Below are 11807 nucleotides of genomic sequence, written 5' to 3'. Positions count from 1 at the left end.
CCCGCCGAGAGACCGTCGTCACGGTTGCGCTCGAGTGCGGGCGGCTCTTCTTCGTAGTCGGAGTAGCCGTCGAACCAGCGGACGATGCGCTCTATGCGGTCGACGACGTGGCCGGGCTCGCCCGACCGCGACAGTTCGTGGCCCTCGCGGGGGTAGCGGACGAGGCGGGTGTCGACGCCGTGTTTCTGCAGGCCGAGGTAGAACAGCTCGGCAGTGTTGGCCGGCGTTCGGTAGTCCCGATCGGAGTGAAGCACGAGCGTCGGGGTGTCGACCGCGTCGACGTGTGCGGCGGGGGACTGCTCCCAGAGGAACTCCGGTTCCTCCCACGGGGTCGTGCCGAAGTCACCCTCGACGAGCTTGAACGCGTCCGTCGAGCCGTAGAAGCTCGTGAGATCGTAGACGCCGCGCTGGGAGACGGCGGCCTCGAACCGGTCGGTGTGAGCGACCGTCCAGGCGGTCATGAACCCGCCGAAGCTACCGCCGGTGACGTACTGCTCGTCCTCGTCGACGTAGTCGCGCTCGCAGACCGCCTCGACGCCTGCCAGTACGTCGGTCAGCGTGACCGCTCCCCAGTCGCGCTCGATGGCCATCGCGTGGTCCTCGCCGTAGCCGGTCGAACCCCGCGGGTTACACCAGAAGACGACGTACCCCTCGGCCGCGAGCGTCTGGAACTCGTGCCACATCGTCCCAGCGGTCGTCCACTGGGCGTGAGGGCCGCCGTGGATCTCGACGACCAGCGGGTACGTCTCGTCGGTCGCGTCGGCGTCGAACTCCGGCGGGGTCAGGACCCAGCCCTGGATCTCGGACCCGTCGCTCTCGAACCGAATCTCCTCGGGTTGGCGGACGGCCCGCTGGTCGAGATAGTCGTCGTTGACCCGGGTCAGGCGAGTGACCTCGTTACCGCCACGAGTCGAGAGGAACACGTCGCCGGGGTGGTCCCACTCGCTTTGGACGGACGCGATCGCGCTCTCGCCGATGGAGAAGCCTTCGACGGTCACGCCCTCCCCGTAGATCAGTTCGGGATCGTCGCTCGCGTCGGCAGGAACCGATCGGAGAACCTGCGACCCGGTGTCCGGCGTCGTGAAGTAGAGCTCCTGGCCGTCGGGACCGAAGCGGAACGCGCAGTTGTGACCGATGGTGCGGTCGAGTGACTCGGTCGGCGTGACCTCCGTCCCGTCCTCGCGGTCGTGGACTTTGAGCTCCGTCTGGCGCATCGAGGCCTTCTCTTCAGGCGTGTAGGTGAACGCGACCAGACCGTCGGTCGTCGCGTCGAGCGAGGCGACCCAGCCGGTCGTCTCGGTGAACGCCGTCACCTCGTCGCTCGAGAGGTCGTGTTCGTACAGCTGGTAGGTGAGCGAGTCGTCGGGGTGTTCGCCCTCTTCGGCCGTCTTCGAGGCGTAGTAGACGGTTCCGTCGTCGCCCCACGTCGGCGCGAGGTGATCGTCGTCGCCGTCGGTCAGTCGAGTGATCGGGTGGGCATCGGGGGCGACGGGTTCACTCTCGTCGCCGGTCTCCTCGTCGTCCTCCGACTCGCCGACCTCCTCGTGTAGCTCGTCCTCGTCGGCCTCGAGGGCGGCCTCGACGTCGAGGACGTAGGCGTGGCTCCGGCGGCCGTCGAAATACTCCGTCGCCGCGCGGTAGACCATGCGGTCGACGACGCGGGGGTCGGGCTGATCGGGCTCGTAGGTCGGATCGACGGCGTAGTCGCGGTACTGCTCGCGGTCGTCCGCGCTGACCTGCTGGGTGAACAGCAGGCGGGAGCCGTCCGGGCTCCACTCGAGGTCGGCGATACCGCCGACGACGCCCGTGACGCGGCGAGCCTCGCCGCCCGTCGTCGGGAGGACCCACAGCTGCTGGCGGTCGCTCTCGCCGCGCGTGCTCGTAAACGCGAGGGAGTCGCCGTCCGGACTCCAGCGGGGCTGGCCGTCGACGCCCTCGCTGACGGTAAACTGCGTCGGCTCCCCNCGTCGGCTCGCCGCCGCCGACGGGGACGACGTAGATCGTCGCCTCGTAGGATTCCTCGTCGTCGGGCTCGCGGCGGACGAACGCGACGCGTTCGTCGTCCGGCGAGAGACGCGGCTCCTCGGCGTGTACGATGTCGTGATAATCACAGGCACTGATCCGGTCCATGGAGGATGACGACCGTCGTGCCCGCTATAGATTTCGGTCGAGACTCGCCAGTCGAGGGGAGGAACCACCGACAGTACCACGAAGAGGTAACAGGTACGGTTTTCACACGTCGTCGTGTATACGATAGCGTGTCACCCACATCGTCGGTCCTCTCGAGCGACGACGATCCGTCGGTCGCTGACTCGTCCGTTCGACGCGCGTTCGCGATCTACGGCGGCGTTCTCCTCGGATCGGTAGCTGCGGGCACCGTCACACTCGAGATCGGTTCGCTGGAGGCGTCGGCGACGATGGCTCTCGCGGGAGCTGTCGCCGGGTTCGTGGTTGGAACGGTCGTGACTGGCGTGCTCGCCGGTCGATACGGCGACGCGTCCACACTGGCGATCGGCCGGAGCCGTCGACACAGACTCGCCCTGTTCGTTCCCGCAGTCCCGTTCGTCGCCGCAGCCATCCCCGCCGTCTTCGGTGCGCTCGAGGGATTACCAGGGGTCGTCTCCGTCGCGGGAGCGATCGCGATCGCCGCGGCCGGGTCGGGAGTCGACTGGCTGGCCCGGAACCGGTACGTCGACACCGTCACGGACGGCGAACCGATCGCAACCTGGGCCTGGACGCCCCCCTCGTCGGGCGTTCTCGATTCCCTCCTGCTCGTTCTCTTTCTGGGCGGTGGAGCGATACACGCCCTGGGAGGTGACTGGGTACTCGCGCTCGCGTGGGTCGGTATCGGGCTGTTCTGGGGGCTCAGCGGGGTCGTCGAGGGACGGTTCAGGCCCGGAGACGCCGGCGAGACGCCACAGCTGGCGGCCTACGACATCGGCCTGGTGAAACGGCGGCCCTACACCAGAACGCTCCTCGAGTGGGACGAAATCGACCACGTCCGCCTGCGGGACGGCGAACTCGTCTTCGACCGCGGGCTCAGGACGACGCGGTTCGAGCCCGACGAGTTCGAGGCCGACGATCCGGCTGCCGTCCTCGAGACGCTCGCGGGAAGCGGGCTCGAGGTGTCCGTCCTCGAGCGGCCGGACGCGTCGACAGCCGACTGAGCGGCGACCGGCGAGCGACCCCGCCGTCCGACCACGGATTACTCGAGGTCTACGCGACCGCTCGTCGCGCTGCGCAACCGGTCCCGCAGCGACTCGGCCGCCGCGATGGGGACCCGAACGTCGAACGTGACCGTCGCCTCGTAGTCGGCGTCGAACTCGTAGCCCTCGCTCTCGAGAATCCCTCGGACGGTGCCCGAATCGTCGTACGCCACCGTGACCGAAACCGACTCGTGAGGGCGTTGCTCGACGACACCCGCGGCGTCGACCGCGTCCTTGACGGCTTTCGAGTAGGCCCGGACGAGCCCTCCGACACCGAGGTTCGTCCCGCCGTAGTAGCGGGTGACGACGACCGCGCAGTTTTCGAGGTCCCGCTGTGTGAGGACGTTCAGGGCCGGTTTTCCGGCTGAGCCGGACGGCTCGCCGTCGTCGCTGGAGTACTCCCGCAGGAGGTCGCCCTCGGCGTCGGCCCGGACGCGATAGGCGGGAACGTTGTGAGTCGCGTCGGCGTACTCTTCGGCGACGGCTTCGACGAACGACTCGGCAGCCTCGACGGAGTCGACGGGACGGACGCGCCCGACGAACTCGGACCCCTGGACGACGAAGTCGGCAGTCGCGGGTTCGGCGACGGTTCGGTACGCGTCGGGGCCCCGGTCTGAATCGGCCGCCTCGTCGCTCACGTCGGCTCACCCGCCCGTTTCGCTCGCGACCCTCGAGGGTCGCATCCGAGAACGCACATACCGGTTCTTGACGGCTGATAAAAAAGAGCCCGTCGGTCCCCAGGCAGGGTGAACCATCCCATACGCTATTGGTGCCACGGTTCGTTACGTGTTCACAGCATGTCCGCGGTCGATGACGCACTCATGGACGAACTGCTGTCGGTCTGTCGGACCACGGTCGGCGACGAACTCCGGAGCGTTACCTACTTCACCGAAGACGAGGTCGAACAGGTGTACCTCCGTTCGGACCTCGAGCGGACCGCCGATCTGGTCGGGTTCGCCGATCACGAGCGGTTCGGCTTTCGCTCTCAGTCCGCCTACAGGAAGACCCAGCTCGGCGACTACGAGGCGACGATCAGGATGTTCGAGAACGGCTATCTGACCCGAGTCATCCGCGGCGATCACGGCATCTGGGTGACGACCGATCCGATGTCGATCGAGCGCTTCGAGGAACTGGCAACCGCGCTCGCGACGCTGCTCGAGGGAGGCACACCCAACGTGGACGCGTAGCCACCGCTCGTGGTCACTGGATCTCGATCTTGCGGACGAACTCGAGATCGCGTAGCTCGGTGATGACCTCGCCGGGGAGGGCCTCGTCGGTGACCAGGTAGAGCCGTGGCTCGTCGGTAAACTCCGGGTCCTCGCTGATCGTCTGCCGGATCGAGATGTCGTTGTCCGCGAGCGTGCCGGTGATGCCGGCGACGATCCCCTCCTGTTCCGGGTCGTCGACCGCGATCGAGAGCACGGTCAGATCGAGCACCGGAGCCAGGTCCATCAGGCTCGGGACCTGCGAGATGTTCTGGAAGATGCGCCGCAGCTCCGGGTCCTCGAGGATGGCGTCCGTCGTGGAGTCGACGACACGGCGGTCGACGTCGATCTCGCGGGCGATCCCGGTATTTGGAATCTCGATTCCCCCTGAGACCACCCGACCGTCGTCGTTGACGGAGAACCCCCGCTCGAGCAGGAGTCGGATGACCGCCTGCTGGCTCGGAGAACCCTCGAACTTCTCCATGATCTCGTCGAACATTCGTTGGCGAGTGTACGTGACCAACGGTATAATGATCGGTGGTCGAGGCCGGCGACGTTCGTTCCTCGGATTTCGGCGTTCGCCGCCGAAACGTGAGGGAATTGATGGAAGCTTATTAGTTTGTTGGCCGTCACCCCCCAGTATGCGAGCACTCCGGAACTGCGACTTCTGTGACGCCGACGCCGTCGGCACCTTCGAGGTGCTACCCAGCGACCTCGAGCCGACACCGACCGAAGAGGAACAACGACGCGTCGTCCTCTGTGAGGACTGCAAGGAGCGACTCGAGGTCCTTCTCGAGCCGCTGCTTGCTCGTGCGGCCGGGGCTGGGGTCGAAAACGGAACGGCAAGCGAGGGTGCCGACTCCACGAGCACGGCCGACACGACACCGGCCGACGATCGCGAACGAGACGGGTCGCGAGACGGTTCCGCGCCCGATAGCGGGAGTGAAGCGGAGTCGCCACCGGCTCTCGAAGCGGCGGGGTCGACTGCAACCGAGAGCCGTCGATCGGCGGATCGAGACGATGCTGCATCGACGCCTCGAAACGGGGTTGGAGCCGGAGACGACTCGAGCGACTCCTCCGACATCGGCACGAGCGACGGGTCGAACGCGGGGTCTGCTCGAGACGGGACCGACGAAGAGGAGATCACGTTCGTCGACGCGAGTCCCGAGAGCACCGAGTCCGAGACCGCCGAAACGGTCGCTTCAGGAGGCGATTCGAGCGCGAGGTCCGACAGGACAGCGACCGATTCCGAAGAACCCGCAGGGAGCGCGGAGACTGCAGCGGCCACAAAACGCCGAGGATCGACCGGCACCACCGCGAGGCAGTCGACGGAGTCGAACCAGAACCCACGCCGGCGGACGGAAACGGCGACGAGATCAGACGCCGAGGACGCGAACGACGCCGACAGCGACGAGGAAACGGCGAACTCGTCGTCGACCACAAACCCCTCTCGGGCCTACGCGAAGGTCGTCCGTCTGCTTCGAAACCGTGACTTTCCGGTGAAACGCTCCGAAGCCGAAGCGCTGGCTGCTGGCGCGTACGACCTCGAGAGCGACCAGGTCGAGGCAATCGTCGACCACGCGATCGAGCAGGGAAAATTCGAGGAACGCCGCGGCAAGTTGCGACAGCCCTGATACGGTTTTCCGTCCGTGGGTTCCGGTGGAACCACGACCCGAAGCGGTTACACAGGGACGTCGGTACAGCAATCCGTCCGATCCGGGCCCGGTCCGGTCGTTACGTCGCCCGGGACCGCTCGAGTGTCGGACGGCGAGTGTTCGGTATCGCGATACTCACTGGAAGGGGAAAGACATTGATACCGGACACTCCTACAGGGCAGAGTGAACGTTCCGACGCCGCCGACGATTCTCTCTGTCGTTCTTTTCCTCGTACTGGGGGTCGTCCTCGTGTTGTACGGCCTGTCCACCCTGTGGTGGCTCTACGAGGTGCTCGTACTGTCCCGACGACACTCCGGCGACGATCCCATCGAGTGGGGACTCGAGGACGTCCAGGTTCGGGTCCTCACAGTCGACGACGAAGGAGTGGTTCAGGGAACCGTCGACGCCGTGCCCGCGGCTATCGACGACATCCACGTGATCGCCGAAGCGCCGATGGACATCGACGGAGCGACCGTACACGTCGTCCCCGAGGGGTTCGACTGCGACGCGACGAACAAGGGACGAGCCCTCGAGTGGGCCAGTCAGTCTCTCGCCTGTGAGACGGAGTACATTCTCTATCTCGACGAGGACACCATCGTTACCGAGTTCGCTGGCCTCCCGGACGCGGATATCGTCCAGTTCACCGAGCTACCGATCTACACGGGCTCGTGGCTCGCGTACTGCTGTGAGGTGTTTCGCGTCGGCTACCAGCTCGAACAGTTCGCGTTTCCGCAGCTGCGATACCCACTCTACGCCTGGGGTGGCGGCATCGCGATCCGACGGGACCTCGAGGAACGGATCGGGTGGGACGTGGGGACCGTCACGGAGGATACGAACTTCGTCTGGCGAGCGGCCTGCGACGGTGACTGCTCGTTTCGGGTGGCCGACGCGCGGTTCCGGAATCAGGCCCCGCCCTCGGTGTCGGCTATGGTCCGCCAGCGACGACGCTGGATCTCCAGCTCGCTTCAGGACGGCGGCATCCTCCCGCTCTCGTACCGCCCGCTGTACGGGACCCGGATAGTCGTCTGGGCCTGTTCGCCGCTCGTCCTCGCGTGGATACTCGGCGGTTTCTTCGAACCGGTGGCGGCGGGATTACCCGTTCGAGCGGTCGGCGGGATATCGGCGGTGCTGGGACTCGTGCTCGTCGTGTTCATGTGGTGCGGGCTCCGTGCCTACCGGATCGAACCACGCCTGTGGCCGGCGTTTCTCCTCGTGACGCCGCTTGCAGTCGTGCTCCACGCCACCGGCGCGGCCTGGGGGATCGTCTCACCCGTCTCCGAGTTCCGGGTAACCGAAAAAGTACCCCCCGAAGGGGTCGAAGTCGTCAACCCGGCCCTCGAGCGTGGCGACATCCGGAACCACGATGGGACCGAATTGCTCGTCGACGACGCCGACCAGGAGACGACCGAACGTGAGGAGAAAGCCCAGCCCCTGGATTAGAGCGCGCCTTTCGTACTCGGCGTCCCCTCGCGGCGCTCGTCGAGACGCGTCGCGTCGTCGAGCGTCCGTGCGAGCGTCTTGAACAGCGCCTCGACCTCGTGGTGGGCGTTCTCGCCGTCGACCTCGAGGTGCAGCGTCAGACCGGCGTTCATCGCCAACGACTCGGCGAAGTGCCGGGCCATATCGCTGGTAAACTCCCCGATCACGTCCTGGGAGAACTCCCCCTCGAAGTAGAAGCGTGGCCGACCGCTGACGTCGACGACGGCATCCGCGACGGCCTCGTCCAGGGGGACGCGGCGGTCCGCGTACCGAACGATCCCCGAGCGGTCGCCGAGCGCCTCGTCGACGGCCTCCCCGAGGACGATCGCCACGTCCTCGACCGTGTGGTGGTCGTCGATCTCGAGGTCGCCGTCGCAGTCCACCTCGAGGTCGAACAGGCCGTGTTTGGCGAACGACTCGAGCATGTGATCGAAGAAGCCGATCCCCGTGTCGACGCTGGCGTTCCCGTTCCCGTGGATCGCTACGGTACACTCGATCGTCGTCTCGGCAGTCTCGCGCGAGACGGTCGCGGTGCGGTCGCTCATGTCGGAGCGATCGGACCCGCGGTACAAGGCCGTTGCGCTCGGCTCGAGCCCCTGGAGGCGATCGACTCCGGACCGGTCGAACGCGATGTCGGACCTGCCAAACTGGTTCGATCCGAGATCGATGACGCGATTCGGAAGCGGTCTTAGATCGCCGTATAAAATTTTAAACCGCCGTTTACACCGTCATCAGCGGTCGGTAATATATTCATTACGGGCGTGAAACGGGTCGAAACGGCGTCAATATTCGATCCCTTATATGATGCCGTGGCTGAATGTCGTACTCGAGACGAGGTACGTCCCATGTCGAGCCCCTCCCCGCTTCAGAACGAATCGATCGGTCCCGCCGGCCCCGAGACGGAGCAGCGACAGACGCGTGATCGAATCCTCCGGTCCCTGAAAGGGCCAGCCCAGTTCCTCTCGTTTTGGGTCGCGATCGCGCTGCCGTTCGTCCACGTCCCGCTGCTCGCCCAGGGACTCGACAATCCCGCCGTGACGGTGACGTTCCTGGCGTTGCTCGGCCTCAACGTACTGGCACTGTACGCCGGACACGGGTACAATCGCGAAAGCACAGGCTAACACCGTCGGTCTCGAGCCGGTCAGCGTCCAGGCCGAGAACGGTGCGGATCGGGCCGGGAACAGAACCGATTCACGTCCTCCGATCGATTCGTCCGGTTCCGCGGTTCCGGGCCGTACTCGCTTCCGTTCGAACTCCGCTCCGACGATAGCGAGTAATTCCACCAAACTGATTACGACCGTCGTCCACGCAGGTGACATCGGATGAGGGTCCGCGTCGACTGGCGTTCGAGTTGTAGCCTCACGGGAACCGTGCTGAAGTGGCTGGCAGTGCCGCTGGCCGTCCCGTTCGCGCTCGCGGTTTTCGACGGCGACGATCCGCTCCCGTTTCTTGCAGCCATCGCCGTGACGATCGCCGTCGGGGCCGTCCTCGAGCGGTTGAAAGACGACCGCGAACTCGGGCAACGCGAGTCGTTTCTGATGGTCGCACTGACCTGGCTGGGGGTCGCCGGCGTCGGCGCGATACCGTTTTTCCTCGTCGGACTCGCAAGCGGCGGCCAGTCGTCGTTTGCGGGGCCCGTCAACGGGCCGGTCAACGCACTGTTCGAGAGCACGAGCGGGTTGACGACGACGGGTGCGACCGTGATGAACGGGTGGGACTTCGAGAACCAGACGCGGGCGATCCTGCTCTGGCGACAACTCATTCAGTGGCTCGGGGGGCTTGGCATCCTGGTCGTCGCGATCGGCCTGCTCTCGCATCTGATGGTCGGCGGGGCCCAGCTGATGGAGACCGAAACCCAGACCCAAAACGTCCGGAAGCTCCGCCCACAGATTTCACGGACGGCCCGACTCATCTGGGGGCTGTACGTCGGGATCACCCTGCTGGCGATCGCCGTCTTCTACGGGTTGCATCTACTCGGGCTCGCCCCCGAAATGGACCTGTTCAACGCCGTCTCCCACGCTCTCACGAGCGTCGCGACGGCCGGCTTCTCCCCGGAAGGCGAGAGTGTCGGCGCGTTCGCGCCGATCGTCCAGTGGTCGATCATTCCGTTCATGCTCGTCGGCTCGACGAACTTCGTGTTGCTGTACTACGTCACACAGGGCGAGTTCGACCGCCCGCTCGAGTCCGAAGAGCTGCGGTTTTACCTCGGGACGATCGTCTTTTTCGGTGCGGTCGTCGTGGCGATCCTCTCGTTCGACCCCGACGTGACCAAAGGGCTCGAGGAGACCGTTCGTCACGGGCTGTTCAACGTGGTCTCGCTGATCACGACGACCGGCTACGCGTCGACCGACTTCGATCTCTGGACGCCGGGGGCGAAACACGCCCTGTTTCTCTGTATGTTCCTCGGTGGGATGGCCGGGAGCACGACCTGCTCGATCAAGTCGCTGCGGTGGTTGATCGTGCTCAAGACGTTCCGACGTAACCTCTTTACCTCGGTTCACCCCGAGGCGGTACGGCCGCTTCGGCTGGGCGATACCGTCGTCGACGAGGAGACGGTTACCGACGTGTTCAACTACGTCATGCTCGCTATCGTGATCTTCTTCCTGTTGACTATCTTCATCGTCGTCGACGCGGCCTGGACGACGACGGCCGTTACCGAGTTCGAGGCACTCAGCGCGGCCGCGTCGATCTTCCTCAACATCGGGCCCGCCTTCGGCATGGCCGGTCCGATGGACAACTACCACGGGTTTTCGGCAACGACCCGTTCGGTGATGGTGGTGATGATGTGGATCGGCCGGATCGAGATCATCCCGGTGCTCGTGTTATTGACGCCGGCGTACTGGCGGTCCTGATACTGTGGTCACGATGTCCCGACAAGCCGCGATCCGGGCGGCGATCGTGCCGTTGCTGGCTGACAACAGTCCGTACGACTGGCGTGGTCACTCGCCGCAGTCACTCGAGCGTTCGGCCCCGCCGGTACAACACACAGCCCACGAGCATCGACAGACAACCGACCAGCATCGGCGTCGCGACCGTCAGCACCGGCATCCCGACCACCAGCAGGGGCTCTCCAACGGAGGGGACGGCAGCCGCAACGTCCTCGAGTGTCCCGCCGGTGATTGCCAGGTTCGCGACCAGCGCGCCGCCGACGAACGGGACCCGTACGGCCGGGGTCTCGAGCAGGTACAACAGCGGCACCAGCGTCCCGAACAGGATCACGTAGTACAGCGGATACGAGGGGAAGAAGACGAGGACGACGAGAAGGGTCGCGTGGGCCGCTACGAGCCGATCGAGCGGGGTTTCGATCGGCCCCGCGTAGACGTACGCCAGCGGCGGAAGCAACACGGCCGCGGCGGCCACCGACAGTAGTGCCGGCTCGAGGTCGAACAGTACCGACAGCGGCCGACGAACGGTCACGTAGGAGACGCCCGGATCGAGACCGCCCACGAACGCCTCGGCGTCCCCCTCGGGAAGCAACACCTCGAAGAAGAACGCCCGCGTGCGCTCGAGTCCGAAGATCGCAGCCCCGAGCGCGAGTCCTCCGAGACCAGTCGCGAGCGCGCCGGCGACGGCCAGCCACGCACGTAACCGGAGCAGCCAGAGCCCGACGGCTGCGGGGAAGACCTTCAACAGCGCCGCACCCGCGAGTGCGACGCCGGCGAGTGCCTCGAGTTGCGACCGGGCTCGAGTGGACGGCCCCGTGGCGACCGCACGCTCGAGCAGGAACAGTCCCAGCCCGATCAGCAGCGCCAGCCGGAGGTTGACCTGTCCGTAAATCAGCGAGGGGACCGCGTGGATCGAGCCGACGACGAAGCCGGCGATCAGCGCGTGGTCCAGCCGTGAAAGGGCACGATGCCGTTCGATCCAGCGGACGATCAGCCAGGCGAGTGCCAGCGCGAGCACGACCTCGAGAGCAGTGTGGACGAAAAAACCGCTCCAGCGGCCGACTGCGACGAACGGCAGGAACGGAACGATCGAAATCGGTGGGTAGAGATAGTAGAAGTCGGGGAATCGCTCGGGAGCACTGTCGTAAAAGTCACCGCCGGCCACTGCCGTCTCGGCGGCGACCTGGTAGACTTCGAAGTTCGCCGCGAGCATGTGTCGCCTGTCGGTCAACAAAACGGCGAGCATGACGACGCCGAGTAGAATTCCGCTCGCGAGGACGGCGCGGGCGCTCCGGGCGGTGCGGACGGGCGTCTCGGGAGTAACCGAAGCCGAGCCGGAAGCCGATGCGGAGTCGTCGGAGCGCGACACGGGTGACG

10 protein-coding genes and 1 pseudogene are annotated in these 11807 nt (G+C 65.9%); 6 read left to right on the top strand and 5 right to left on the bottom strand.

From position 1 onward, the window contains the following. Positions 1–2130 (bottom strand): annotated as a pseudogene (locus tag C446_RS02640) (S9 family peptidase); the annotation flags it as partial. Between the two features lie 128 nt (positions 2131–2258). Here C446_RS02640 and C446_RS02635 point away from each other — a divergent pair. Next, entirely contained in the window at positions 2259–3167 is a 909-nt protein-coding gene (locus tag C446_RS02635; protein WP_006671507.1) for a hypothetical protein, read from the top strand. Between the two features lie 38 nt (positions 3168–3205). On the opposite strand, the gene C446_RS02630 is transcribed toward C446_RS02635, so the two are convergent. Beyond that, positions 3206–3844, bottom strand: a complete 639-nt coding sequence (locus C446_RS02630; protein WP_006671506.1) for an IMPACT family protein — start codon at positions 3842–3844, stop codon at positions 3206–3208. A gap of 159 nt (positions 3845–4003) precedes the next feature. Here C446_RS02630 and C446_RS02625 point away from each other — a divergent pair, with 159 nt between their 5' ends. Continuing rightward, positions 4004–4393 carry a DUF7522 family protein gene (locus tag C446_RS02625; protein WP_006671505.1) on the top strand — a complete coding sequence of 130 codons (390 nt, stop codon included), beginning with the start codon at positions 4004–4006 and terminating at the stop codon, positions 4391–4393. A 13-nt stretch (positions 4394–4406) separates the two neighbouring features. On the opposite strand, the gene C446_RS02620 is transcribed toward C446_RS02625, so the two are convergent. After that, positions 4407–4910 (bottom strand): hypothetical protein, encoded by a 504-nt coding sequence (locus tag C446_RS02620; RefSeq protein WP_006671504.1) that lies wholly within the window; start codon positions 4908–4910, stop codon positions 4407–4409. A gap of 142 nt (positions 4911–5052) precedes the next feature. On the opposite strand from C446_RS02620, the gene C446_RS02615 reads away from it, so the two are divergent. Further along, positions 5053–6045, top strand: a complete 993-nt coding sequence (locus tag C446_RS02615; protein WP_006671503.1) for a hypothetical protein — start codon at positions 5053–5055, stop codon at positions 6043–6045. Between the two features lie 204 nt (positions 6046–6249). Then, entirely contained in the window at positions 6250–7506 is a 1257-nt protein-coding gene (locus tag C446_RS02610) for a glycosyltransferase (RefSeq protein WP_006671502.1), read from the top strand. Here the strand turns inward: C446_RS02610 and hisB are convergent. Beyond that, positions 7503–8090 (bottom strand): imidazoleglycerol-phosphate dehydratase HisB, encoded by a 588-nt coding sequence (gene hisB, locus C446_RS02605; protein ID WP_006671501.1) that lies wholly within the window; start codon positions 8088–8090, stop codon positions 7503–7505. The genes C446_RS02610 and hisB overlap by 4 nt on opposite strands. 300 nt (positions 8091–8390) lie before the next feature. On the opposite strand from hisB, the gene C446_RS02600 reads away from it, so the two are divergent. Both C446_RS02600 and C446_RS02595 read left to right on the top strand, forming a co-directional pair. Next, positions 8391–8666, top strand: coding sequence for a hypothetical protein (locus tag C446_RS02600; protein ID WP_006671500.1), 276 nt, complete (start codon positions 8391–8393; stop codon positions 8664–8666). 201 nt (positions 8667–8867) lie between these two features. Then, a complete protein-coding gene (locus tag C446_RS02595; protein WP_049919990.1) occupies positions 8868–10397 on the top strand; it encodes a TrkH family potassium uptake protein in 1530 nt (509 codons plus the stop codon). A 100-nt stretch (positions 10398–10497) separates the two neighbouring features. On the opposite strand, the gene C446_RS02590 is transcribed toward C446_RS02595, so the two are convergent. Then, the gene (locus tag C446_RS02590; RefSeq protein ID WP_239639442.1) at positions 10498–11799 is read right to left on the bottom strand and encodes a glycosyltransferase 87 family protein; all 1302 of its coding nucleotides are present in this window, start codon (positions 11797–11799) and stop codon (positions 10498–10500) included. Positions 11800–11807: the final 8 nt, after the last annotated feature.

The sequence above is a fragment of the Halobiforma nitratireducens JCM 10879 genome (assembly GCF_000337895.1).
GTDB lineage: Archaea > Halobacteriota > Halobacteria > Halobacteriales > Natrialbaceae > Natronobacterium > Natronobacterium nitratireducens.
This window is presented reverse-complemented; position numbering and strand designations above follow the sequence as displayed.

What these genes read in the sequence shown, in the direction of transcription:
- C446_RS02625 (WP_006671505.1), top strand. Translation starts at nt 4,004, where the DNA reads ATGTCCGCGGTCGATGACGCACTCATGGACGAACTGCTGTCGGTCTGT.
- C446_RS02620 (WP_006671504.1), bottom strand. Translation starts at nt 4,910, where the DNA reads ATGTTCGACGAGATCATGGAGAAGTTCGAGGGTTCTCCGAGCCAGCAG.
- C446_RS02615 (WP_006671503.1), top strand. Translation starts at nt 5,053, where the DNA reads ATGCGAGCACTCCGGAACTGCGACTTCTGTGACGCCGACGCCGTCGGC.
- hisB (WP_006671501.1), bottom strand. Translation starts at nt 8,090, where the DNA reads ATGAGCGACCGCACCGCGACCGTCTCGCGCGAGACTGCCGAGACGACG.
- C446_RS02600 (WP_006671500.1), top strand. Translation starts at nt 8,391, where the DNA reads ATGTCGAGCCCCTCCCCGCTTCAGAACGAATCGATCGGTCCCGCCGGC.
- C446_RS02595 (WP_049919990.1), top strand. Translation starts at nt 8,868, where the DNA reads ATGAGGGTCCGCGTCGACTGGCGTTCGAGTTGTAGCCTCACGGGAACC.